17 protein-coding genes are annotated in these 25,096 nt (G+C 70.6%); 7 read left to right on the forward strand and 10 right to left on the reverse strand.

Annotated features, from left to right (window positions below; translation table 11 throughout):
- Positions 1–39 precede the first annotated feature (39 nt).
- Together Pla133_RS10525 and Pla133_RS10530 are read right to left on the reverse strand one after the other, a co-directional pair.
- Positions 40–960 carry an FG-GAP repeat domain-containing protein gene (locus Pla133_RS10525; RefSeq protein WP_145064929.1) on the reverse strand — a complete coding sequence of 307 codons (921 nt, stop codon included), beginning with the start codon at positions 958–960 and terminating at the stop codon, positions 40–42.
- A 24-nt stretch (positions 961–984) separates the two neighbouring features.
- Entirely contained in the window at positions 985–1,314 is a 330-nt protein-coding gene (locus Pla133_RS10530; protein ID WP_145064931.1) for a hypothetical protein, read from the reverse strand.
- 665 nt (positions 1,315–1,979) lie between these two features.
- On the opposite strand from Pla133_RS10530, the gene Pla133_RS10535 reads away from it, so the two are divergent.
- From Pla133_RS10535 to Pla133_RS10555, 5 genes are all read left to right on the forward strand, one after another.
- Positions 1,980–4,028: a TonB-dependent receptor plug domain-containing protein gene (locus Pla133_RS10535; RefSeq protein WP_145064933.1), complete on the forward strand. Its 2,049-nt coding sequence runs from the start codon at positions 1,980–1,982 to the stop codon at positions 4,026–4,028.
- A gap of 113 nt (positions 4,029–4,141) precedes the next feature.
- On the forward strand, positions 4,142–8,272 hold the full coding sequence (locus Pla133_RS10540) for a cobaltochelatase subunit CobN (RefSeq protein WP_419192344.1): 4,131 nt from the start codon (positions 4,142–4,144) through the stop codon (positions 8,270–8,272).
- Between the two features lie 16 nt (positions 8,273–8,288).
- Complete coding sequence (locus Pla133_RS26165; RefSeq protein ID WP_419192345.1) at positions 8,289–8,867, forward strand: MotA/TolQ/ExbB proton channel family protein; 579 nt, start codon at positions 8,289–8,291, stop codon at positions 8,865–8,867.
- Entirely contained in the window at positions 8,864–9,220 is a 357-nt protein-coding gene (locus Pla133_RS10550; RefSeq protein ID WP_145064939.1) for a DUF2149 domain-containing protein, read from the forward strand. The genes Pla133_RS26165 and Pla133_RS10550 overlap by 4 nt, the downstream gene beginning before the upstream one ends.
- A complete protein-coding gene (locus Pla133_RS10555; RefSeq protein ID WP_145064941.1) occupies positions 9,220–9,936 on the forward strand; it encodes an energy transducer TonB in 717 nt (238 codons plus the stop codon). Before Pla133_RS10550 ends, Pla133_RS10555 begins: the two co-directional genes overlap by 1 nt.
- Before the next feature lie 175 nt (positions 9,937–10,111).
- Here Pla133_RS10555 and Pla133_RS10560 read toward each other — a convergent pair whose 3' ends face one another.
- The 3 genes from Pla133_RS10560 to Pla133_RS10570 all read right to left on the reverse strand — a co-directional run bounded on the left by Pla133_RS10560 (position 10,112) and on the right by Pla133_RS10570 (position 12,388).
- Positions 10,112–10,936, reverse strand: a complete 825-nt coding sequence (locus Pla133_RS10560; RefSeq protein ID WP_419192346.1) for a carbonic anhydrase family protein — start codon at positions 10,934–10,936, stop codon at positions 10,112–10,114.
- Positions 10,937–11,120: 184 nt separating this feature from the next.
- Entirely contained in the window at positions 11,121–11,660 is a 540-nt protein-coding gene (locus Pla133_RS10565) for a GNAT family N-acetyltransferase (protein ID WP_145064943.1), read from the reverse strand.
- Positions 11,657–12,388: a nitroreductase family protein gene (locus Pla133_RS10570; RefSeq protein ID WP_145064945.1), complete on the reverse strand. Its 732-nt coding sequence runs from the start codon at positions 12,386–12,388 to the stop codon at positions 11,657–11,659. Before Pla133_RS10570 ends, Pla133_RS10565 begins: the two co-directional genes overlap by 4 nt.
- Before the next feature lie 239 nt (positions 12,389–12,627).
- On the opposite strand from Pla133_RS10570, the gene Pla133_RS10575 reads away from it, so the two are divergent.
- Entirely contained in the window at positions 12,628–14,430 is a 1,803-nt protein-coding gene (locus Pla133_RS10575) for a carboxypeptidase-like regulatory domain-containing protein (RefSeq protein WP_145064947.1), read from the forward strand.
- A 36-nt stretch (positions 14,431–14,466) separates the two neighbouring features.
- Here Pla133_RS10575 and Pla133_RS10580 read toward each other — a convergent pair whose 3' ends face one another.
- Both Pla133_RS10580 and Pla133_RS10585 read right to left on the reverse strand, forming a co-directional pair.
- The gene (locus tag Pla133_RS10580; protein ID WP_145064949.1) at positions 14,467–15,252 is read right to left on the reverse strand and encodes an MBL fold metallo-hydrolase; all 786 of its coding nucleotides are present in this window, start codon (positions 15,250–15,252) and stop codon (positions 14,467–14,469) included.
- Positions 15,224–17,635 carry a hypothetical protein gene (locus Pla133_RS10585; RefSeq protein WP_145064951.1) on the reverse strand — a complete coding sequence of 804 codons (2,412 nt, stop codon included), beginning with the start codon at positions 17,633–17,635 and terminating at the stop codon, positions 15,224–15,226. The genes Pla133_RS10580 and Pla133_RS10585 overlap by 29 nt, the downstream gene beginning before the upstream one ends.
- Positions 17,636–17,727: 92 nt before the next feature.
- On the opposite strand from Pla133_RS10585, the gene Pla133_RS10590 reads away from it, so the two are divergent.
- Entirely contained in the window at positions 17,728–19,338 is a 1,611-nt protein-coding gene (locus Pla133_RS10590) for an ArnT family glycosyltransferase (RefSeq protein ID WP_145064953.1), read from the forward strand.
- Positions 19,339–19,357: 19 nt separating this feature from the next.
- Here the strand turns inward: Pla133_RS10590 and Pla133_RS10595 are convergent, their stop codons facing one another.
- Genes Pla133_RS10595 through Pla133_RS10605 form a run of 3 tightly spaced genes read right to left on the reverse strand, consistent with a single transcriptional unit; the run spans position 19,358 to position 25,060 of the window.
- Entirely contained in the window at positions 19,358–22,054 is a 2,697-nt protein-coding gene (locus Pla133_RS10595) for a WD40/YVTN/BNR-like repeat-containing protein (protein WP_145064955.1), read from the reverse strand.
- Positions 22,055–22,097: 43 nt separating this feature from the next.
- Entirely contained in the window at positions 22,098–24,647 is a 2,550-nt protein-coding gene (gene lon / locus Pla133_RS10600; RefSeq protein WP_419192347.1) for an endopeptidase La, read from the reverse strand.
- A 5-nt stretch (positions 24,648–24,652) separates the two neighbouring features.
- Entirely contained in the window at positions 24,653–25,060 is a 408-nt protein-coding gene (locus tag Pla133_RS10605; protein ID WP_145064957.1) for an Hsp20/alpha crystallin family protein, read from the reverse strand.
- Between the last annotated feature and the right edge of the window lie 36 nt (positions 25,061–25,096).

The following is a 25,096-nucleotide window of genomic DNA, read 5'->3' on the forward strand; positions in this document are numbered from 1 at the left end:
GAGGGTCGAGGGTCGTTCCGGGCCAGTCGGCGCCGGTGGTCAGTGGGGTCCGCCCGCGTCGGGGCCCGGGGACGCGGGGGCTCGGCGAGTGGGCTGCGCGGGGCGCTGCAGGTACATCCAGACGAACCCGGCGCCGCTTCCTTCCACGATCTCCGCGCGCTCCGCCCACAGGGCGTCCCAGGCCGCCTGGAATGCCTCCTGGGTCAGCTCCGGCGTCACGGTGCGCCGCTGGAGCGCCTGGCTGCGGGCGTTCCATTGGGCGAGCCGGGTCGCGGCCGTGGCCTCGTCCAGGCCTTCGGCCGGGTAGGTCACCGTCGCCTTGTCGCCGACCAGGAGGTCCACCAGGCCGTCCCCGTCGAGGTCGCCCGCCCACACGCGCAGGTTCTGCTCGGGGGCGCGGAGGTGGGCGTCGCCGAAGCGCGGTGGGTCGGGGGAGTGCTCGGGCAGGACCCCCTCGACCAGGGTGCGGGGCTGGCCGAAGACCGGAGCGTGGACGTCGCCCTCGTTCAGGAACAGGTAGACGCCCCGCGAGGAGCCGCTGACCAGGTCCTGGTCGCCGTCGCCGTCCCAATCGATGAAGAACGGGTCGCTCTTGGACGAGACCGCCACGCGGGATCCACCAGTCCGGCGCAGCTCGTGGCTGCGCGGCGAGAAGCGGCCAGGACCCTCGCCGGCGAAGACGTGGAACGTCCCGGCGGAGTTGCCGCTGACAATGTCCGGCCAGCCGTCGCCGTTCAGGTCGACGGCGGTGGGCCGGGTGCAGCTTCGCTCCGAGCTGGTGGCGTCGGGGGAGCCGATCACGAGCGGCTGGCCGTCGGACCCCTCGAGCACCTCGGGGGCGCGGAAGCCGCCACCCTCGACCCCGGCCATGACCCAGAACAGGCCGAAGCGGTGGTCGCCCTCGCGCTGTCGGAAGGAGCCCGAGAGCAGGTCGACCAGCCCGTCACCGTTGACGTCCACGAACTGTGGAGTCGCGCTGGTGCATCACCAGACCCCGGGCACCTGGGCGATCTCCCCGCCGGCCATGAGCCACTCACCCTCGGCGAAGCGGCCCTCGGCCAGGGCCGGGTAGACCTTGATCCGTCCATCCTTGAAATGTCCGACCACCAGGTCGCGCAGACCGTCGCCGGTCAGATCGAAGAGGGTCGGCGTGGCGTAGCCGGGCGGGGGAGTGCGTACCGGCTGGCCCGCGGCGACGAGGCGACGGGGAGCGCTGAAGTTGATCCGCTCGAGCGGTGGACGCTCGGCCTGGGCCGGCGCGCGCGGCGACTCGACCAGTTGGCCCGTGGCAACCGACAGCAACAGGGTCAGCATGGGAGGCTCCTCGGCTCGACGTTCGAAGGGGCGCCGGGCGAGTCGCCGGCGGTCGGGCGATCCTACCAGCGGCCCCGGCCGGACTCGGTATCGGCCCGGTCACGGGAGTGGCGCTTCCGCGCAGGTGTCCTGGGCTCGCTCGGCGTTCCGATCGAGCGGTGCCGGCCGGCGCGTCGGATCCGCCGCCAGCCGACTGGAAAATCCTCTGACCAAGCGTGAACCGGCCGGGGTGAACTCCGTTCCCGGGCCCCACGCAGCGACTCCGTTGGGAACGACGGGACCGTGGCGGCTTCGGGCTGATCGGCTACCTCGACCGGACCATCGTTCGGGGTTGGTCGACCTCGGCACCTCCCCCCGTACCGGCGCTCAAGCGCCCTCCCCAAGCGCCGGCGCGCGGGCCAGGCCCGCGTCGAGCCGTCCATCGAGGAACACCATTGCGCGGTCTGACTTCGCCCCTTCGTGTCTGCATCCTCACCGGCTCGCTCTTGGTTGGGTGCGAGGCCCTGGCCTTCGCGTCGCACCAAGTGTCCGGCTCGGCCGACCCCGGAGCCGACCCGGGAGTGGTCGCTCGCCCGGCCACCGATTCGGCCGAAGTAGCAGGCGCAGGGGTCGTTGGCCGCGATGGGCGGCAGGCAGCCACTCCCGGAACCGACGCCTCCGAAACCGTGGTCACCGCCACGCGGCACCCCGAGCGGCCGTTCGACATTCCGCTCGCGGTGACCGTCGTCCCGCGCGAGGAGTTGCGCGAGCAGAGCGCGCGCACCGCCGCCGAGGCCCTGCGGCGCAAGCCGGGGATCTGGGTCCAGAAGACCGGCCACCTGGGTGGCGCACCGATCCTGCGCGGATTCATGGGAAACCGTGTCACCTACCTCTTCGACGGCATCCGGCGCAACACGGCCGGGCTCTTCGCGGGTCCCAACTCGTACCTGCAGAACATCGACGCCCTCGATATCGATCGGATCGAGGTCGTGCGCGGCCCGGGTTCGGTGCTCTACGGCTCCGACGCCATCGGCGGGGTGATCAACGTGATCAGCAACGAGGTTCCCCGCTTCGCACCCGAGCCGAGCCTCGGCGGCAACCTCTACACCCGCTACGGGAGCGCCGACCAGGAGTGGTCGAGCCGGGTCGAGAGCTACTACTCGGACGGCGACGTCTTCGCGCACATCGGCGGCACCTCCCGCGAGATCGGTGACGTCGAGGGCGGACAGGGCGTCGGGGTCCAATCCCCGAGTGGCTGGCGCGAGCGCGACCTGGACGCACAACTCGACCTGCGTATCGACGCCAAGTCGTCGGTCGAGCTGTTCCTGCAGTCCTTCTCGCGGCCCAGGGGTTATCGCTATGACCGCCCGAACTGGGTCCAGTCGAACGACCGGGACCTGTACGGCGCGCGCTACCGGGCCGAGGATCTGGGCGGCTTCGTGAGCGAGCTGGAGGTGACCGGCTACTTCCACGACCAGGAGGACTTCATCGACGAGAAGTTCTTCGACTCCGACTCCGACGAGGAGACCCTCGGTTTCGAGGTTCAGGCCACGTCCTACGTCGGCAGCGACGTGCGCCTGATCTACGGGCTGCACGTCCATCGGGATCAGATCGAGAAGAGCAACCCCCAGGCGGGCACCGTCGATCCGGACGTCGAGTGGATCAACCCCGCCGCCTACGTCCTGTCCGAGTGGCAGGCGACCGAGCGCCTGCGCCTCGACCTGGGTCTGCGTTGGGACAGCTTCACCCTCGACTCCAGCGCGCCCCAGTTGGGGCAGCTCGATCCGGTGCTGCAGACCGCCATCGGCAACGGGGCCCTGTCCCTGAACGACCTGGAGCTGAACGAGAGCGACCAGGCCGTCACCGGCGGGTTTGGCGCCGTCTATGCGCTGACCGATCACACCAACCTGGTGGCCCACGTGGGGCGCGCTTTCCGCGCCCCCAACAAGAACGACCTGCTCAGCTTCGGGCAGTTCACCTTCGGCTTCAACGTGCCGGCCACGAACCTCGAGCCGGAGTCGAGCTGGACCTACGAGCTGGGCGTGCGTACCGAGGACGAGGATTACTCGGCGGCTGCGACGGGCTTCTACACGGAAGTCGACAACGCGATCGTGTCGGCCCCGGGCACCTTCGACGGCTCGACCTTCGTCGACGTGGACGGCAGCGGCTTCGAGGATCCCGGCGAGGCCGTCTACGTCAAGGGCAACTCCGACGGCACCGTGCGTGCGACTGGTGTTGAAGTCGAGGCCCGGCGCTGGTTGCCGCGGGACTGGAGTCGGGCGGTGGTCGACGAGGGCGAGTTCTCCTGCTATGGCAACTTCGCCTGGATCTACGGCGAGGACTCGGGCAGCGGCGAGCCCCTGGATCGGGCCTATCCGGCCAACGGACTGGTCGGCCTGCGCCTGGACGAGACGCGCGAGGCGAGCGAGAGCCGCTGGTGGCTGGAAGCGGAGCTCTGGCTGGTGCGGAAGTTCGACCGCATCCCCAGCAACCGCAAGACCAGCGATCCGGCCTTCTTCGTCGATCCCCAGGACCCCTCGTCGGGGCTGATCGGCGGCGACGGTTCCCTGCCCGGCTTCGGGGTGGTCAACCTGCGCGGCGGACGGCGACTCGGCAAGCACTCGACCCTTTACGTCGGCGTGGAGAACGTCGGCGACAAGGCCTATCGAGTGAAGGACTCGCGCATCGACGCCCCGGGCATCAACTTCGTCCTCGGCATCAGCGCGAGCTTCTGAGCGGTATGCAGACCGTCGGAGGGATGGACTCGGGCATGGGCGGAGATCCTAAGGTTCGGGGCGAGTGCAGTGAGGCGGTGCGGCGGCGTCCGCCGCGGTACGGGCGGAGCTTCGTGGGACTTCTGGTCGCACTACTCGTGCTCGCGGGGGCGCCGCTCACCACTCGAGCTCAACAGGAGGGCCCGTCATCCGCCGCGGCGCCCATCGGCGACCTGCCCCGGCTCGGCTTGCTCGGACTGCACGGCGGGGCGATCGAGCCGATCGTCGCCGGGGCGCGGGGTCTGGGAGCCGAGGCGGTGGGCCTCGACGAGGACTTCCACTCGAGCGAGGCGCCGGATTGGTCCGATCTGGACGCCGTTCTGATTCAGCATCTGCGCGCCGAGGACGCCGTGCAATGCGCAGGCGCCATCCGCCGCGCCCGCGCCGCGAACCCCGACCTGGTGGTTCTCGCCATCAGTGGCGGCCTCGACAACGTACTGCCGGAGCTGACCGCGGACGGAACCGTGGTCACCGATCCGCGGGTAACCGCCCTGTACCGCGCGTCCGGTCCGGAGAATCTGCGCCGACTGATCCTGTACGTCTTGGTGGCCCACCTCGGCCAGGCCGGGGAGGTCCTGCCGCCCAGGACCGAGAGCGGAGCGACTCTGTTCCACCCGGAGGTCGACGAGGGCTTCGCCGGCGTGGCCGCCTACCTCGACTGGGCCTCTGAGCGCACGCCCGGCGCCGCCGACGCCCCCCGCGCGGCGATCGCCGTGCACCACATCCACCGCCTGATCCAACAGCCGCGGGTGGTGGCCGCCCTGGTCGATGCACTCGAGACGCGCGGCATGACGGCCCTGGTGATCGAGGACGGTCAGCCGGCCTACCGGGAGCAGATGCTGGAGTTCGCCCCCGACGTGGTGCTCCACATCTGCCACAGCCTGGCGGAACCGAGCCTGCGCTCCGAGCTCGGTGTGCCGCACCTGCACTCGATCTTCTTCCGCCTGCAGTCGATCGAGGAATGGAAGTCCAGCGACGAGGGGCTCGACGCCAGCACGGTCGCCTTCCAGATGACCTCCCAGGAGGTCTTGGGCGCTATCGAGCCCCAGGTCGGGGCGGGCACCCTGCGCGGGCGCAACAGTCCGGAGGACCTGACGCCTATCCCCGATCGGATCGACCACCTGGCCGACAGGGCCGTCGCCTGGGCGCACCTCGGTCGCAGCCCCAACGCGGACAAGCACGTCGCGATCGTCTACTACAACCGCGAGCTGGGGAAGGCCGACCTGATGCGCGGCAGCGCGACGGGCATGTTCCTGAACGCGCCGCGCAGCTTGATGGCCGTTCTGCGACGCATGCAGGCGGAGGGCTACGCCACCGGACCGCTCCCGACCGACGAGGACGACCTGCTGGAGCGCATGGTCGACCACGGCCAGCAGATCGGCGCCTGGGCTCCGGACGAACTCGACCGCCTGGCGCGCAGCGGCCAGGCCGTGTTGATCCCGGCCGAGACCTATCGGGCCTGGTTCGAGGAGCGGGTGCCGCTGCACCGTCGCCGCGAGCTGATCGAGAAGTGGGGGGCGCCGCCGGGCCGCATCCAGGTCTGGAAGAACGACGAGGGCGCGGAGTTCATGGTCCTGCCGCGGGTCGAGCTGGGCCCGGGCGTGACCCTGCTGCCCCAGCCCCTGCGCGGCGAGGCCCACGATCCGTCCCTGGCCCACGATCGGCTGGTGCCGCCCTCGCACAACTACTTGGCGACCTACTTCTGGTTGCAGCAGGAGTACGGCGCCGACGCCCTGGTGCATTTCGGCACCCACGGCACGGAGTTCCTGCTCCCGGGCAAGTCGAACGGCCCCGCGGAGGACGACTGGACCGACCTGATCCTCGGCCGCGTGCCGAACATCAACCTGTGGGTGGTCAACAACCTGGGTGAGTCGACCCCGGCGCGCCGCCGCGCCTACGCGGTGCTGGTGGACCACATGGTGCCGCCCAGCGTGTCCGCGGGGATTGCGGACGAGCTGCTCTCCCTGCACGACGACATCGAGAAGTGGATGGCGCTCGAGCCGGGCGCGCTGCGCGAGGAGTTCCGCGCGACGATCACCGAACGCGCGCTGGCCGAACGCTTGGACCGCGACCTGGAGTTGGCGCAGGACGACGCGGGCCTTCTGACCGTGGATGCCATCGCCGCGGTCTCCGACTACCTGCACGAGGTGCAGAACGAGACCACGCCGATCAGCCTGCACACCCTGGGCGAGCCGCCCGCGCAGGAGGTGCTGGTGCCCTACCTGGTCACCTGCCTCGGCTCGCGCTTCCTCGACGACCTGGCACAGGCCATCGGCGTGCCGGCCCGCGGCGGCGCCACGGCGGGGGACTGGGACCAGCTCCAGCGCGGGCGCGCCGAGCGCCTGCTCGAGTTGCACCTGATGCGCGGCCTCGACGGCGAGTCCGCTCTGCACGCCATCGGAGGCGAGGCCGCCGCTGTCCGCTTGACCGAGGGCGTGCGCAAGGGCCTCGAGCTGGCGGTGCGCCTGGCCGCGGGCCTGGCAGGAGCCGGCTCGGAGATCGACGGTCTGATGACCGCCCTGTCCGGCGGCTTCGTCGAGCCCGGGCCCGGCAACAGCCCCGACCGCAACCCGGGCGTGCTTCCGACCGGGCGCAACATGTACCTGCTCAACCCCGAGGAGATCCCCAGCCGTCCCTCGTGGGAGTTGGCTTGCGCGCTGATCGACCAATTCCTTGTGGCGCAGCTCGAGGACCAGGGCCACTACCCCGCCAAGGTCGGCTTCACCCTGAACTCCTTCGCGAGCTTCCAGGACTACGGGGTGATGGAGGCGCAGATCCTGTACCTGCTCGGGGTGCGGCCGGTGTGGGACTCCCGCAACCTGGTCAACAGCCTGGAGCTGATCCCGAGCGAGGAGCTGGGCCGCCCGCGCATCGACGTGTTCATCTCTGCGCTCAGCTACTACCGCGACTTCCTGCCCAGTCGCATGCACCTGCTGGACGAGGCGGTGCGCCTCGTCGCGGCCCTCGACGAACCGCAGAACCGCGTCTTCGAGAACACCGCGCGCACACGCGACGAGCTGCGCGGCCTCGGGATGGCTCCTGAGCGTGCGGACGTACTCTCCCGCGCGCGCCTGTTCGGCTACCCGCCGGGCCAGATGGGCAGCGCCGGCTACTACTACCTGGTCGAGCGCTCGGGTGAGTGGGACTCGGAGCAGGAGCTGATGGAGACCTACCTCTCCCACGTGCGCCACGTCTACACCGAGGGCGCCTGGGGCGAGCACGCGCCCGAGGCCTTCGAGCGCCAGATCCAGGGCACCGAAGCGATCCTGCGCAGTTGGTCGGACCGCACCCGCAGCCCCCTGTCGAACAAGTACGACTGGTACCAGGGCGGCAGCCTCTCGCGGGCGGTGAAGTACCTGACCGGGCGCGAGCCGCTGTTCCTTCTGACGGACGTCCGCGATCCCGACCGCGCGCAGATCGTCGATGCGCAAGAGGCCCTGCGGCGCGACTACCGCGTGCGGCTGTTCAACCGCAAGTGGATCGAGGGGATGATGGCCGAGGGCCACGCCGGTGGCGACCAGATCGCCGTGCACGTGTCGAACACCCTGGGCTGGGCGATCATGCGCGAGTCGGCGGTGGACGCCGCGACTTGGGAGCAGATCGTGGAGACCTATGTCGACGATCGCCTGGACCTGGGCCTTGGCGAGTGGTTCGAAGAGGAGAGTCCCTACGCCTACCAGGAGCTGCTCGAGGTCACTCTCGAGGCGATCCGCAAGGGCTACTGGGACGCGAGTCCGGCGTTGCGCGCGAAGTTGGCTGGCGAGTACGTGGACTCCTTGGCGCGACACGGCGAGGGCGGCGGCTTGCGCGGCGGAGGCAACGTGGCCTTGGCCGAGTTCCGGGCTTCGGTTCTCGGGCAGGTGCCAGGCGCAGTCGATGCGGGTGTGCTGGTGCAGATCGCAGGCACGGCCGATGCCGTCGCGAATGCAGCGCAGGCGCTCCAGGCCGCGTCGGCGCAGCTGGTGCCGGCGCGGGTGGCGGCCTCATCCGAAACCCGACCGAGCGAGGGCGCGAGCGCGCCCCCCGATGACTCTCCGCGAAGCCCGTCCGCTTCCGGCTCGACCGAGGTCCGCGGTCGGGTGCTGGAGCCGATTGCGTCCGGCGAAGCCCCGCCCGCCGATCGCACGGTCTGGATCCTCGCCGGCGCCGTGGCCCTGCTCCTTTGCGGCGGCTGGGTCGCGGGTCGAGGGGCGGCGCGCGTCTGATCGCACCCGAATCGCCATGGAGCAGCTCACCGAGATCCTGTTCGTCGTGTCCACGGGCCTCTTGGTGCCCGTGGTCGTCGTCTTGCTGTTGCTGGCCGCGTCGTCGGTCTTCGCCCTGGGCGGCTTTGGTCGCGAGGCCTTCGAACGCCGGCACGTCGCGAGCCCGGGCGAGTTGTCGGAGGCGATCGCCAGTGGCCGACCCCTGGCCGGAGAGGCCCGGGAGCCGGTGGCGCTGTTCGTGCGCCGGGCGCGCCAGCTCGGCGTGGCTCCGCCTTCGCTCGAGCCGCTGCTCGACGAGATGGAGATCGACCTGGCAGCACGCCTCTCGAGCCTGTCCCTGCGCGCGCGGCTGGGTCCGATGCTGGGCCTGATGGGAACCCTGATCCCCCTCGGGCCGGCCCTGCTGGGACTCGGCGACGGCCGCGTGGAGGAACTGGCCGCCGGCCTCGTGGTCGCCTTCAGCACCACGGTCGTCGGGCTGCTGGTGGGGGTGCTGTGCGCCTGCATGCTGCACGCGCGCCGGCACTGGTACGCGCGCGACCTCCACTCGATCGAGCAGGTCTGCCTGGCTCTCGACGCCCGAGGCCAAGCGTGAGGGAACCTACGAATCGCCGTCGCCGCCGCCGCGGTCACCGCCGGCTGCTCGACCTACCCGACGAGGATCCCCTGGCGGGCATGGCCAACCTCTTCGACGCGGGGCTCGTGTTCGCGGTGGGGATCCTGGTGGCGTTCGCCCTGCGCCTGGTCCAGGGCGAGTTGGCGGACGCCAAGGACCGGACCCAGGCCGAGCAGAGCGCGGCCCTGGAGCAACTCCTGCGCGAGGGGCTCGAGCTCGACCGCTTCCGCGAGGGCGACCGCACCGTCGGCGGCGAGGGGCAGCGTATGGGCACCGCCTACCGTCTCTCCAGCGGAGAAGTGGTCTACGTGCCCGATGGGGAACAGCCCTGATGTCCGATCGGCGAGCGCTGCTGCAGTCCCATCCCCTGGCAACCTCCGCAGTGGTGCACCTTGGGGTTCTGGCGGCTCTGGCCTGGGCCACGGCCAGGTCTGAAATTCGCTCGGTCCCACTTGAAGTCGGCTTCGAGCCGGCGCCGTGGTTCGTGGAGCCCGAGTCGAGCTTTCCAGACCCGGAGCCTGCTCCGGTCGTGCGGGACGAACCCGTGACCCGGACGCCGCGACTGCTCGAGGACGAGACGATCACCATCGAGCCCCTGCCGCCGCCGCCCCGCGCGCGGTCGATCCTCCCCGGCGGTCTGCCCGACGTGCGCGTGATGAACCGTGACTACACGAGGGAGCTGGCCCAGACGTCGCCCGAGGAACCGGCGCCCGACCCTTGGGCCGATCCGCCCCTCGAGCCCGCGCTGCCGGTCCCGCCGGTGGCGGTCGAGAGTGATCGTGGACCGGAACTGCTCGAGGGTGCACCTCCGGCCTACCCTCGCTCCGCCGTCCGTCGTGGCCAGGAGGGCACCGTCGTGTGCCTGTTCACCGTGGACTGCAAGGGCCGAGTGCAAGCGGTGACCGTGCGCGAGTCGAGCGGCCATCGACTGCTCGACGAGGCCGCTTGCGAGGCCATTTTGACCTGGCGCTTCAGCCCCGCGATCGTGGACGGCGTCGCGGCCTCCGACCAGGTCCTGCACCGCATCACCTTCGAGCTGGATGGCTGAACGCGCGCGCCCGCGCCCGACGCCAGTCGTCGATGTTCGTTGCGCTGCAAGGCACAGGCGCGATGTCTCGACGAACGCGTGGACCTGACGCAAGCAAGATTGGGCGCGGAACGGAACCCGTCCCGCGCCCGAGCTGGATCTGATGGGCCCGAGGGCAACCTCGTGCCCGGCGGCTCTACTGCTCGAGCCAGTCGACCCGGCCGGAGCCGAGGTCGTAGACGCCGCCCACGATGGCCACGTCGCCGCTGGCGACCAACCCGGCGATCACGTCGCTGCGCTCCAGGATGTCGGCCATGGTCTGCGCCACGTTGGCCTCGACCGCCGCCGCGATCAGGGCCGGGTTCTTGGAGGATTGGTCACCCGAGGTACGTCCGCGGGCAGCGGCCAAGGCCGGATCGAGGTTGTCGAGCATCGCGGTCAGGTTGCCGAGCTCGACTCCATCGGCGGCGCCCTTGATCGCGCCGCAGGAGCTGTGGCCCAAAATTACGATCAGAGGCGTCCCGGCTGCTGCCGTGGCGAACTCGAGGCTGCCGAGCATGTCGACGTTCTCGAAGTTACCGGCGATGCGGCCGACGAAGATGTCGCCGATGCCCTGGTCGAAAATGACCTCCGGGGGCACGCGGGAGTCGAGGCAGCTCAGCACCACCGCTTTGGGGTACTGACCTTCGGCCGTGGTGTCGGCCTGGGAGAGGTAGTCGCGGGGGGTGAGGTGGCCGGCCATGAAGCGCGCGTTGCCGGCTTTCAGGTCGGCGAGGGCGTCCATCGGCGCCATGCGGGCTTGCACTTCCGAGGTCATCACCGCGGACGACAGTTCGCCCTCGTGGTGGTGCGGAGCAGTGCAGGCAACCAGGGGGGCGAGGGAAACGGACACGACGGCGGCGAGTCGCCAGTTCATCATCTCAGAGAGGGCAGGGCCTGCCGCGCTGGTTCGCACCAGCGTGCGGCTCGGACCGGTCTGGGGTTGGAGGGGTCGCCAGCCCGTGCTGGCGTGGTGATTCATGGGATCGAGATCCTGGCGATTCCAGACGAATCCGGCGGATCGGTGGTGCGAAGCCCGGCTCCTGTTTCGGCCCTCCGGCCGGGTTGCCTCGGCAACAGCGAAGGGCTCCTCGAGCGCCAAGAGCGAGCAGGTTGCCGCACGCATCGGACCGGGCGCGGTCGGTGCAAGTGGCTCCTGCGCGGGACTATTCGCGGCGGCGATCGCGCCAGTCTTCCACGGTCAGCGCATGGCGCACATGGTCGCGCCAACGCCCGCCAATCTTGAGGTAGCGCGGGGAGTAGCCCTCGCGGCGGAACCCGGCTCGCTCGACCAGGGCCAGTGAACGCGCGTTCTCCGGTTGGACGTTGGCCTCGACCCGGTGTAGACGCAACTCACCGAACACCTCGCGCAGCATCAACTCCAGGCCCTCGCCCATCAAGCCGCGCCCCTGGTGCGGCTCGAACGCGTAGCAACCCATGTAGGCGCTCTTGAAGTTGCCCTGGAAGACCTGGCTGAGGTTGTAGACGCCGACGGGCGCGTGGGTCTCGCGGTCGACCACCAGGCGCCCTTCGAAGTCGTCGTCGCCGCAGCGCCGCAGCCAGCCGCGGAAGCCCTCGTTGTCGGCGGGCGGGTGGGTCCACGGTCGGTGGAGCTTGCGACTGCGCTTCACCGCGGCGAGGAAGTCAGCCTCGTCTGCTCCAAGGGGCTGGCGCAGGAAGACGCGCGGAGCGGGCTTGGGGCTCATTCCAGGTTCGCTCCCTGACCCGTGTAGGTTGCGTTCAAGTGCTCGCGGATGCGTTTGCTGAAGCGCCGCCAGATCGCGCCCGACCAGTTGTGCCCGGGCTTGCCGCGCTCGGTGTAGTAGGCGGCCATGCGCTCGTCGTACTCGTCGGTGGCGGCGAGCACCTGGTCGTCTGTCGGGTAGCGATCCTCGTGCATGACTGCGTCCACCGACAGGCGCGGCTTGAGAGTGGGATCCTGGGCCGGCACGCCCACGCACAGACCGTAGAGGGGGTAGACGCCCTCTGGGACCTCGAGCAGATCCACAACCTCGGGCAGTCGATTGCGCAGCCCTCCGATGTAGCAGATGCCGTAGCCCTGGGATTCGAAGGCCAGCACCAGGTTCTGGGCGAAGAGGCTCGCGTCGATGGTGGTGAGCAGGAAGGTCTCGAGGTTGGCCGCGTGGTCGACGCCTTCGCGACGCGCCAACAGTCGGTGGCGCCGATCGTCGCCGCAGACCACGAAGAAGGCCCCGCAGTCGCGCACGTAGGCCTGGCCGCCGGTCAGCTCCACCAGCCGCTCGCGGTTCCCCTGCGCCCGGATCCGCAGCAGCGAGTAGCCCTGTATGTTGCTCGAGGACGCCGCCATCTGCGCCGCCGCCACCGCGGCCCGCACGTCACCGTCCGGCAACTCGCCCGGCTCGAAGGCGCGGATCGAGCGGTGACCGCCCATCAACTCGAGGGTGGGGTTCATGGTCGGGATGATAGGGGCTCGTGGAGCCCGAAGTGAACTCGCAGCGGCGGTGGAGGACAGAGGGGAGGTTCACTGGACCGGCCGCTGGCAGCCCCGGTCGCCGCGCGCCGCAATCGCGAGCCCGGCCGAGCGGTCTCGTCGAGTCGTGACGACCGCGTCGTCGCCCCCCGGACACCCCGTCGTCCGGTCGAACGAGGCATCGACACCGGGCGCGCCTGCCCGTACACCTCGCTACAGCCATGGACAGCCAAGACCAACCGGCCTCGCCCCCGCGTGTGCGTCGTCGGGCGTGGGGGACGGCGCTCGCAGCGGTGCTCGCAGCGGCCCTCGCGATCCTCGCCTGGTGCGTGGCGACGAGGAATGCGGGCTCCCTGGGCGGAGGCGACCTGTCGGTCATCGATCGGCACAGCCTCGAGCAACACAACCGTGCGGACCCGGCCCTCGTCATGCCCGCCTCGACCGAGCTGCCCCGGCGCGCGCTCGGCGGCTCGGACCCTCTCGCATCCGGCCGGACCGATGACAGCAACCCCGTGGTGATCGAGATCCACGCCCTCTCCGGGGCGGGCGTCCGGGTCAATGCCGAGGTCGAGGTCATCGATTCGAGCGGGCGCGCGCTGGTCGGGCAGACCCTCGTCGACCGCGCGCTGCGAGTGTCGCTCGATTCGTTGACGCTTCCCGCCGCCATCCGCGCCAAGGGCGAGGGGCAGCCTGTGACTCTGGGGCAGTTCGACCTCACTGTCGAATCGTTGTTCGCGGTGGTCGAGGTCGTGCTCTCCGAATCCGGCAGGATCGAGGGCGTGTTGGTGGATGAATCGGGCCTTCCCGTCACCGGTGGAGGAACGGTCGTCGCCGTGGCGGCCGGGCAGCTTGCGGCGCAGGTGTGCGATGCCATCCTCACGGGGACACCCGCGGGTCCCGGTGAATGGGCGGCGGCGACCGTCGATCCGGACGGCACGTTCGCCGTCGATGGACTCTGGTCCGGAACGGACTACCGCCTCCACGCGGCTGGCCCGGGGCGGGCATCGTCAGCGTTGGGGGGGGGGCAACGGGTGGCAGCGGGAACGACCGGTGTGCGCGTGGCCTGCTTGCCCGTCTACGGTTGCCTGCTGCGGCTGGTGGGCGATGGAGCCGCAGAGACTCTCGAGGAGCTGCGCCAACGGGGTCGGAGTGGGCTGGACCTGCACGGCCTGCCGGCGCTTAGCAGTTCCTTGCCGATTCGGGCCCATCCGGCCGTGGCGGCGACGATCCTCGGGCGGCAGATCCATGCCCTCGAGCCGGGCCCGGAGATCGCCCTGCTTCGGACGATGCCCGCGGAGGCCGAAGGCCTGGACGGCACGCTCTCGTTGGAGTTCCCGTGGATGTCCGGCTCGGGCCCGGCTCCAATCCGCATCCCGCGGCTGAGGGGTGAAGGCTTGCCACTCGTCGAGGTCGAAGCGCAGGTCGTGGGCGCGGACCACCGCGGCTCGATTCGGTTCGAGGCGATGCTTGGCCCGGGCTTGAAGCGGCTGGACGAATCGACCGTGGTTGCGTGGTTGATCCTGGCGCGTCCAGGCGTGACGTCGAGCTTCGAGCTGACGATCGGGGATCTGCTCGGTGGCGGCCGCATCGACCTGCTCGCCAGCGGCGTCTTCGAGTGGCGGCTCGAGGCCGCGGGTGGGGGGCGGCTGCTCCCGGACGACGGGCGAGCCTTCGGCTTGGTGGACGTCGAGGGCGATTCGGCGACGTTATTGTTCGACCTGCGCGGGTTCGGCAGCGCCGTGCTCACGGTGTTCGACGAGGAGGGCCGGCTGTTCGTGGGTGGTCTGACGGCGCGGCTGCGCGAGCTGACGTGGAGGGCACCGTTTCCCGGAGGAACGCAGCTGCGCTCCTTCACGGACGTCGCCGACCAGTCTTGGTCGCATCCCCCCTTCGTCGTGCCGTTCGTGAGCCCCGGTGAGAGGTTCGTCGCGGTGGACGCCGACATGGCCGGCCTGCGGTTGGGGCAGACGAGCCGGGCGGCTGAATTCCGCGCAGGTGAGCTGACCCGAGTCACGATTCGCTGAGCGCACCGGGCCCTCGGCCCTCGACGAACCGCTGCCTCAGACCTCGAGCTCGGGTCCGACCTCGTGTTGTGGCGCGACGAGCACCTCGACGTCGGCGCGACCGATGCGGGCCAGGCAAGCGTGTGCCGCGGCCAAGGCGAGTTCCGGCGTGTTGTTGGTCTCGGAGAGGTGCGCGAGTACGAGGGTGTGCAGCTCCGGCCCAGCCATCCATTCGAGCATCTGGGCACCCTGGGCGTTGGAGAGGTGTCCGTGGTCGCCGGCCACGCGCCGCTTGAGGGGCGGGGGGTAGGGACCTTGGGCCAACATCTCGTCGTCGTGGTTGAACTCGAGCACCAGCACGTGGGAGCCCAGCAGGGTCTCCGCCACGCGCTTCTCCGGTCGCCCCATGTCGGTCAGGATCACCGCCTGACGCCCATCGGCGCGGATCCGCATGGCGAAGGTCGGGTGGGCGTCGTGGGGCAGGATCTGGGCCGTGAGCTCCATACGCCCGCGGCCGTCGTCCTCGCCGAGTTTCACGGGCACGCCGCCGCCGAGGGTGCGGACGAGCTTGGCGCGGCGGATCGACGAGTTGTGCTGGATCGCCTCGGAGCAGTGCAGGAAGGCGTGGTAGCGCTTGGAGAGCAGGCCCGCCGAGCGCGCGTGGTCCAGGTGCCCGTGGGTGACCGCGATGTGGTCGAGGCCGCGCGCCGGAACGCCCGCCGTGGCGAGGCGCCGCTCCATCTCGGTTCCCGTCAAGCCGGCGTCCACGAGCATGCGGAGTTCGTCAGCCCGGATCAGGGTCGAGTTGCCCTTGCTACCGCTGGAGAGGACGCGAAGTCGCATGGTTCAGGGCCAATACTCGCTCGACGGTGGACCAGGCCACCAGCAGCAAGAACGCGAGCGCCGCCGCGGCCAGGGCTCGGCGCCAGTAGGGAGGGGTGTAGGTGAAGCCGAGGGGACCCGGGTCGCTCCACTCGTGCAGTTTCACGAGCCCGCTGGGATCGGCGCCCGGACCGCCGATAGTTCGTGGCCAACCGTCGGACCAGCGGGAGGAGCGGCGCGTGCCGTTGGTGTGGACGATGGATGCGATCGCGAAGTACGCGACCTTGGCGACCCTCCAGGTCCCGTCGCGACGCTCGACCTCGATCGCCTGATAGGGCGCCGCGAGCTCGTCACCGCCGTCAACCGCCCAAGCGTCCGGCGCAGCGCCCAGGCGGCGATGGACCGCAAAGCCCTCGAGCCAGTAGCTCAGCTCGAGCCGTGGGTGTTCGATCGGCTCACGGGCGAGGATGCAGGTGATCCGCGCGGCGTCGAGGCGCTCGTGGTCGACAAGGTCCAGGCTCGGCAAGCGGCCGACGCCCGAGCGCACACGGGTCGCCGGATCCACCCCCGCGAAGAAGTCCACCGCGCCCTTGGGCGTGAAGGCCACGTAGGCCGAGGCGTCGCGGCCGCCGTAGAGCGCCACCATGTTGGGGCGCGCCAGGTCGACCACGTCCTCGAGCCCGGATGGCGAGGGGTCGTAGCGCAGCACGCGCCCGTCCCCGGCGGCGTCGAGCACGGCGCCCATGGCCTCGCTCTCGGGCACCAGTGGAACCCCGCCCAGGTCGCGGCGTTGCACGTGGGGCGACGACACCGTCACCGCTTCGAACAGCAGCACCAGGCCCGCGGCGGCGAGGAGCGGGCCGTGGCTCCGCCGCCGTCCGGCGATCACCGACGAACCCGCGAGCAGCAGGGCCGCCAGGCCCGTGACAACGAAGCCGGTCGACAGGCGCTCAGCCGTCGCCGCGGACTCGAGCGGCGGCAGGACCTGGCGCACCTCTTCGAGGGGCGTTCCGTGGGCCGCGGACCAGCGTTGCTCTTGGGCCTGGATCAGGGCGTCGCCGTTCATGAAGGCCGCGCCGAGGGCCAGGGCTCCGACGCCCACGAGGCCGAGGGCGCTCGACGCGCGCCGACCCGCGGAGCTACGCAGGCCGTCCACTCCGACAGCCGCGAGCCAGGCCCAGCCGATCCAGGCCACCGCCATGGCCCGCGTGGGCGCGCCGCCGCCGAGGCCGGGGATCCGGTACAGCAGCTCGAAGCCCGGCCAAGCCTGGGCCCAGCCAAAAGCGAGCAGGACCAGCGCCGCCGGAGCGATGGCGCGACGACCGCCGCAGACCACACCGGCGAGGGCTAGCAGCACCGTGACCACACCGGCGAAGGGGTCCCACTCGAGTGGCACCGAGGTCTGGGCCCGCTCCCATTCGTCGTTGTCGCTGAGCCACCAGGCGGCGACCGGACCGAAGGGCGGCGCCAGCTCGGTCGGCTTGCCGAACAGCTGCGGAACGACGAGGCCGAGGCTCGTGGCCGGTGGGGCGGCCTCGGCCGCGATCGCCTCGGCGTCCTTGACCGTGCGGTAGCTGTCCGCACTCGCGGCCGCGCTAGGCACGAGTTGAGGCAGGGCCAGGGCCAGGCCAAGGGCACAGGCTCCGGCGAACCCGGCCCAGGCGCGGGCTGAACGCAGCCGCACGATGGCAGCCAAGCCCGTGGCCGCGAGCACGAAGGCCGCGATCGGCGGGAAGCCGGCCAGGAAGGAGCAGGCGATGAACCCGGCCAGCAGCGGCCCGCTGGGGGCTCTGCGCGCGCGCAGGCCCTCGACGGCCCACAGACACCAGGGCAGCCACAAGGCCGCGTCGACCTTCATCCCATAGTGCAGGTTGGCGACGCCCCAGCCCGTCGTCTGCAATGCGATGGCTCCCACCGCGCAGGCCGCCTCGCTGGTGCCGAGCCGGGCGAGCAGGGCCCACAGCCCCGCACCGGCCAAGAGCAGCGAGAGGATCGCGAGCGGACCCGCCGCGCGGTCCGGGGGGGCGATCAGCGCCAGGAGGTTGGGCGGATAGAAGGGCCCGTGGATCGCGTTGCCGAGAAGGGGCAGGCCCAGGGACTGGTCGTCGTCCCACAAGAGGCTGCGCCCGGCGAACACCCGCTCGCGGAACTCGAGTTGGTCGTAGAGCACCGGGAAGATCCGGTCGCCAGTCCAGTAGTTCAGGCCCACCCGAGCGCGCGCGGCGGCCTCGGGATACTCCAGCGAGAGGGGCGGGTAGACCACCGGCGCCTGGGGCAGGAAACGGTAGCCCGGCAGGAGCGAGGGCCCGATCAGGAGCAGCGGTGCGACCAGGAGCAGGGCCAGCCGCAGACCTGTGGGCAGCCGTCGCTGCTCGGGGTCGGGGGCCGCAGCGTGGTCGCTCATGGACGGGCATCCTAGTGCACCGCGGGGTAGGCGGACGTCAGGTGCCAGGCACAAAACCGCCGCCTACCCCGCGGGCACGCTACCCTTCCCCCGTGAGTGCCTTGTCACCCGACGGCGGGTCCCTCCCCGCGCCCCGTGCCAAACGGGCCCTGCTGCTGATCCTGCTGCTCGGTCTGGCAATCCGTCTGGTCGGCTTCACCGATCCATGGAGCGGGCGCGCCGACGACTTCCACAGCCACTTCGGCGCCTTCGCCACCGGCGGGCCGGCCACCAACTTCGCCGAACACGGCTTGGCCGAGTCGCTCGGCATGCCCTACGACTGGCGCCTGGCCCTCGAGGACGGGACCTACATCCACGGCTGGTACTCGCACCACCCGGCCCTCTACATGTGGCTGTCGGGAGCCTCGGTCGCGGTCTTCGGCCTCGAGCCCTGGGCCCTGCGACTACCCGCCCTGCTGTTGAGCCTGTTCTCGATCCTCGCCGTCGAGCGCCTGGCGAGCTTCGTGTGGGGGCGGCGGATCGGAGTGCTCGCCGCCCTGTTCATGGCCGTGCTGCCGTACTCGGTGCGCCACGGGATGCAGGTCTGGACCGAGCCGGCCATCGCGGGCACGACCTGCCTGCTGGTGCGGGACTACCTGGCCTGGCTGCGCGACGGGCGCTTGCGTCACCTGGTCACGGGTGCGGGCTGGCTCGCGGCCGGCGGCCTGCTCGACTGGCCGGCGCACTTCATCCTGCCCGCCATCGGCTTGCACGCGCTCGTGGTCTGCGTACGCGACGGCGGCTGGCCGCGCCTGCGCCAGACGCTGATCCTGCCGGTGGCCTCCCTGGCCACGATCGGCCTGCACGCGGCGCACATGCACTTCGCCGTGGGCGCCGAGGGCAGCGCGGCCGACCGCGGCCACACCCTGTCCGGCGTGATGGGGCTGCCCGAGGGCATGGAGCTCTCGGTCTTCGTCATGCGTCAGCTCGGCAACGTGCTGCGCTACTGCGGCGGGCCCGCGACGGCGCTCCTGGCGGCGGCCGCCCTGTGGCAGTCGGTGCTCGCCCTGCGCGGGCGTTTCGACCGCGAGGACTGGATGCTGCCGGCACTGGCCCTGCCGGGCGTGATGTACGTGGCCTTGTTCCCCGGCCGCAGCCACAACCATGACTTCTTCCTGGTCGTGTCCCTGGGCTACATCGCGATCTCGCTCGCCCTGGCCTGGACCGGCGTCGAGCGCCTCGCGGCGCGCGCCCTGGGACGCTCGGCCCAGACGGTGACGTCGATCCTGCTGGTCATGCTCGGCAGTTGGTGCCTGTGGCTCGACACGGTGGAATGGTTCCGACACCGCTCGCCGCAGATGGCGGAGCTGGTCGAAGAACCGTGGCTCGCCGAATGGATCGACGACCCGGACGCCGTGATCCTGACCCACATGGGCCGCGGCATGGCCCTGCCCTTCTACAGCCGCGCCCAGGTGGTCCACAGCGTCGACCGCGCGGCGCGCCTGCGCTACCTGTGCGACACGGTGCTGCCGGAGCTGAAGACGGGCACGCGGGTGGCGATGTTGGTGGACCTGACCTGGGCCCCGGCCTTGGCGGATTGGCCGCAGATCGAGCAGGAGCTGCGCGGGCGCGGCGAGTTGCGCCTGTTCGAGACCGAGTACGGGCCCTTCGCCCTGGTGGATCTGTCAGCCGCAGTCCCCGACTCGTCGCCGACCGATCACTAGCCCATGCGCCGCGCGCGGCTCAGAAGCACAGGGTCCCGCTCAAGCCGTTGCTGAGGTGCACCTCGCCCGGCTGGGGTCCGATGACCACGGCCTGTAGGAAGAACGTCGCTCCAACCAGGCCCGTGTCGTTCGGCACCTGCACGCTGACGGCGCCGGTTCCGGCCAGGGTGTTGAAGTAGAGCGGCGTCACGCCGCCCGGATCGATCAACACCGTGCCACCGAACAGGGGCACGGCCGCCGACGCCGTTGCCAGGCCGAGGATGCCCAGGGTGAAGGGCGGCGCGCCGGCGACGGAGAAGACGTGGGTCTGGCCGATGGCCGTCGTGCTGGCGGAGTCGAGGACGAGGTCGTTCACCCCGCCCAGGCCGACGCCGAAGGCCACGTAGTTGCACGGCGGTTCGATCTCGTAATCCCAGATCCCGCGCCCGTAGGTGCCAAAGCGCATGGTCTGACCGTCGGGCAGGGCTTCGACACTCCAGTAGGGCACGGCCGGCGCGGTGCCGCCCGAGATGTCGTACCAAGCTCCGCCCGGGTCGCGCCGGAAGACCTCCATCTCGGTGCCGGCGAAGACCGTTCCCGACCCGTCGGGGGCTTCGCCGAGGCAGTAGACCAGCGTGCTCGGCAGGCCCGTGGACCAGGCCTGCCACGACAGGCCGCCGTCGGTGGTGCGCCACACGCCAGGGCCCGAGTAGCCGCTGCCGCCGACCCAGGCCGTGTCCACGTCGGTCGACGAGGCCAGGATCGCGGTGCCGTAGAAGTACTGGGGTCCTGGCCCGCTCCCGCTGCCCTGGGCCCAGGTGACACCGCGGTCGTTCGAGGCCCAGAAGCGCCCCTTGTTGGTCACCGCGAAGGCGCGGTCGCCGTCCACGGGCGAGAAGGCCAGGCCCGTCAGGTACTCGCCCGAGGAGAGGGCGAAGTTCTGGTTCGAGTACTGGCTCGCTGTCCAGTCGTTGGTTCCGGGGACGCGCGTGTAGTGCCACAGGTGCGTCGCGCAGAGGAAGAAGTAGTCCTTGCGCAGGGGATCGGCCGTCAAGGACGGCATCCACGAGTAGGCCTCACCCGCGGGGAAGTCCTCGGTGTACAGGCTCGGGTTGTCCTCGCCGCGGCTGATCAACACGAAGCCGGGATAGACCGTGAACACGAAGTCGTGGGTGCCGTCGCCGGACACCGCGTGTCCGTAGTCACCGCTGATCGACTGGTCGAAGGCGAGCAGCTCGGTCCCCGCCGCCGGGGGTGCGTCGGCGCGCTGCCAGCCCTGGTCCTGGCTCCCGGCGACCACGTGGTCCGGGTTGGCCGCGCTGGTGAGCGTCGTGTAGTACTGGCTGATCCCGAGGCCGTCGAGGGACAGGTTGGCCACCGTCGACAGGCCGTCGGTGGAGCGGAACAGGCCACCGTCGGTGCACACGTACCAGACCTCGCCGCCCGCGCCGTCGGGCCACACGTCCATGCCCGGCAGGTCCGCGTGCAGCTTGCCGGCGGGGTTGCCGTAGTACTCGCCCCAGCCGTTCACGACCTTGAACGACGCGCCGCCGTTGGTCGTGCGGTGGCACTCCACACCGCCCCAGGCGAAGAGGTCGGCGTCCACGATCGAGGCGTTCAGCGTGCCCCAGTAGTCCGACAGGGTCTGGATCGCGGTCCAGCTCTGGCCGGCGTCGTCGGAGCGCCGCAGCAGCTCGCCCGACCCGGTGTGTTGCACCGCCCACAGGCGCGGCGCGCCGGCCTCGGATCCGACCAGCTCGGCCTGGCCGCTGCCGACGCTGGGTAGGGTCCCGCGCAGGCTCCAGCTGTCGCCCTGGTCGGCGCTGACGAAGCACTGGTTGCCGTCCACCAGGTACAGGAGGTCCGCGGGCACCTGTCGCGAGGTCCACAGGTCTCCGGCGTAGCTGCCGAGGTCGCGGACCTTGGTGAAGCTCTGCCCGCTGTCGGTGGAGCGGTAGACCGCCCAGCCTACGCCGCCGGAGCCGGACTTGCGCCCGACCACGAAGACCGCGGGAGCCGGCCCCGCGCCGCGGATCACGCGCCGGATCCCGGAGCTCTGGGGAATGCCGGTGGGTTCGAACCAGGTCGCGCCGTCGTCGAGGGACAGGTGGATCGAACCGCCGTCCGTGGCGCGCAGCACCGCCGGCGCTGCGCCGCCCGCCGGGTGGGGCAGCACCGCCAGCCAGTGGGCGCCTCCGTAGAGGTCGTCGCCGATCGGCTCCCAGCCGGTGCCGTCCAGGGTGCCGTGCCAGAGCCCACCCTTGGCCGAGCCGACGTAGAGGGCCTGGCCGTCGGGGGAGTGGGCCGCCACGTGGACCCGGCCGGCCTGGTTGCGGCTGCCGCGCTCGGTCCAGGGCGGCGCGGCGGCGGCCATGGTCACCAGCTGGTTGCCGCGTTGGCGCAGCCGGTCGCCGTTGCGTCGCTCGAGCTCGTTCCAGTCGACGCCCGGTCCGGCCCAGTGGCGCTCTCGGATCCAGGCCTTGCGGAGCGAGCTCTGACGACCCTCGGCCCGATCGTCGAGCCAGTTCTCCGTCGGCATCGGCAGTGGCGGCGCAATCGAGGAGCTGGGCTCGGCGTCGGCCCGCTGCTCGCTGGTGACGGCCCCCGAGGCGTCGACGCCCGCCGCCGGGGCGCTCGGCGCAGGTGCCGCCGCGGGGGACGCGGCGCAGGCCAGGACCAGAAGCGGACAGAGGATCGACGCCGCCGCGACGGCGAACGAGCGGGGAGAACGCTGCATCGACCGAGGATAGAGCCTGGACTCGCGCAGCGGTGTGATCCGCTCAGCAGGTCGGCTCGAAACCGGGCACGGGGCGGCGGTGCAGCGCGTGCTCCAGCGCTTCCTCGATGGTCGTCAGCGGCACGATCTCGATCGCGTCGAGCACCCGGTCGCCGACCTCCTCCAGGTCCGACACGTTGCGCGCGGGCAAGAGGACCTTCTTGATCCCGGCGCGGTAGGCCGCCAGCACCTTCTCCTTGACCCCGCCCACGGGCAGCACCATCCCGCGCAAGGAGATCTCCCCGGTCATCGCCACGGTGGGGTGGATCTTGCGCCCGGTGAAGACCGAGACCAGGGCGGTGACCACGGTCACGCCCGCCGAGGGGCCGTCCTTGGGGATCGCGCCGGCGGGGAAGTGGATGTGGAGGTCGCAGGTGTCGAAGGCCTCGCGTTGGATGCCGAGTTGGTCGGCGCGGGCCTTCACCAGGCTCAGGGCGGCGCGCACGCTCTCCTTCATCACGTCGCCGAGCTGACCGGTGATGATCAGGTTGCCCTTGCCGGGCATGCGCGTGGCCTCGATGAACAGGATGTCGCCGCCGGCGGGCGTCCAGGCGAGTCCGGTGGCGACGCCGGGCACGGAGGTGCGCAGCTTCAGCTCGCTCTCGAACTTGCGCGGACCCAGGATGCCGTGCAGGTCGCTCTTCTTGACCGTGACCTTCTTGCGCTCACCCGACGCGATCGCCGTGGCGGCCCAGCGCGCCACCGAGCCGATCTGGCGCTCCAGCCCGCGGCAACCGGCCTCGCGCGTGTAGTGGCGCACGAGCTCCTTGAGCGCGTCGTCACCGAGGGCGAAGTTCTTCGCGCTGAGCCCGTTGTCCTCGGTCTGGCGACCGAGCAGATAGCGCTTCGCGATCTGGAGCTTCTCCTCCTCGGTGTAGCCCGACAGCTCGATCACCTCGCAGCGATCGCGCAGGGGACCGGGGATCGTGTCGAGCCGGTTGGCAGTGGCCAGGAACATGACCCGCGACAGGTCGAAGGGCACGGCCAGGTAGTGGTCTCGGAACGAGCTGTTCTGTGCCGGATCGAGCACCTCGAGCAACGCCGCCGACGGGTCGCCGTGGAAGCTCTGACCGAGCTTGTCCATCTCGTCGAGCATGAACACCGGGTTGTTCGAGCCGGCGCGCTTGATCGACTGGATGATGTTGCCCGGCATGGCGCCCACGTAGGTGCGCCGATGCCCGCGGATCTCCGACTCGTCGTGCACGCCACCCAGGCTCAGGCGCACGAACTCGCGTCCCATGGCCCGCGCCACGGACTTGCCCAGGGAGGTCTTGCCGACGCCGGGGGGCCCGACCAGGCACAGGATCGGGCTGGTGCCGTCGGGCTTGAGCTTGCGAACGGCGAGGAACTCGAGGATGCGCTTCTTGACCTGCTCCAGGCCGAAGTGGTCTTCGTCGAGGATCTTCCGAGCACGGGTCAGGTTGATCGAGTCCGCCGTGGACTTGCCCCAGGGCAGCTCGGACAGGGTCTCGAGGTAGTTGCGAATCAGGCCGTACTCGGCCGCGGCCTCCGGCATGCGGCGCAGGCGTTGCAGTTCCTTCTTGGCCTCCTTGCTGGCCTCTTCGGGGAGCTTGGCCTCGTCCAGCTTGCGTTCGAGGTCAGTCAGCTCGGGGCTGGCGTCCTCGCCCAGCTCCTCTTGGATCTGCTTGAGCTGCTCGCGCAAGAAGTACTCGCGCTGGGCCTTCTCCATCGAGCCCCGCGTGCGCTGACGCAGCTCGTTGGTGAGCGACAGGACCTGCACCAGGTGGGCCAGCTTCGAGGATACCGCGTCCATCCGCGCCCGCAGGTCGACCGTCTCGAGCAGCTCCTGCTTCTCGTGCGGCGGCAGCTCCATGAAGGTCGCCACCATGTCGGTCAAGGAAGCCGGATCGGTGGCGTTCTGGATGGCGGTGTCGAGCTCCTCGGGATGCTCCGGCAAGAGGCGCACCGCTTCGATGGCCTGGTGCTTGAGGTGCATCATGCGCGCGGCGATGTGCTCGTCGTCGTCGGGCACCTCGGTGCGTTCGATGACTTCGACGCGCGCGATCAGGTAGGGCTCGGTGCTCACGTACTCGAGTACGCGGAAGCGGTTCTTGCCCTGGACGATCACGTGGTGGGTGCCGTCGGGCGCGGTCACGTAGCGCAGGATCTCGGCCGAGGTTCCGAACTGGAACAGGTCGTCGGTCTCCGGCGCCTCGTCGTCTGGATCGCGCTGCAGCAGCAGTCCGATGTTGCGCTCGCCCTGGATCGCCGCCTGGATCGCCTTGATCGAGCGCTCGCGCCCGACCACCACCGGCAGCACCACGCCCGGAAAGAGCACCATGCCGCGCACCGCGACGACGATCATCTGGTCCGCGGGCCAGTCGTCTCGCTCGCGCGCCGACTTCGAGCCGGCGCGGGACTTCGTCTTGCCCTTGGCCTTCGAGGCCGTCTTGGTCGCGCGCTTGCGCCGGCGCGGCGGACTCGCCGGCGCCGCTGATTTCGCCTGTGCTTCCGCAGTCTCGACGACCTCGGTGCTCTCCGCGGCCTCGTCGCCCTCGGCGGCGGGGTGGATCTCGTCTTCGGGGAGCTTCATCGGAGTCAGCCGACCTTCTTGAACTGCAACACGACACAACCGTCCACCATCCGCGGCTCACCCGGCTCGAAGCGGCCTTGGGGGAGTTGGATCAGGCGTTCGAACAGGCCGTAGGGAATCTCGAGCCGGTGTACCGAAGCGCGGCGGAAGGCCTTGGGCAGGGCGCGTTGGCCGGAGACCTGCACCACGCCGTCGGTGACGCTGATCTGAACCGTCTCGAGGGGTACGCCGGGCAGGGCCACCAGGATCCACAACTCGGTCGCCGTCTCGAAGATGTCGACCGGCGGCTCCCAACTGGCGCGTTTGCCGCCGGGGGGGGCGATGTGGAAGAAGTTCCGCTGAAGGCGATCGGCGCGGTCGACCATCGACCGTGCGCGCTCCCACATCCAGCTCTCGGGGTCCTTGGGTGCCATGGAATTGCGGCGGGCGGGCACGAGCCTGGGACGTGA

This window comes from Engelhardtia mirabilis, assembly GCF_007748095.1.
Lineage (GTDB): Bacteria > Planctomycetota > UBA1135 > UBA1135.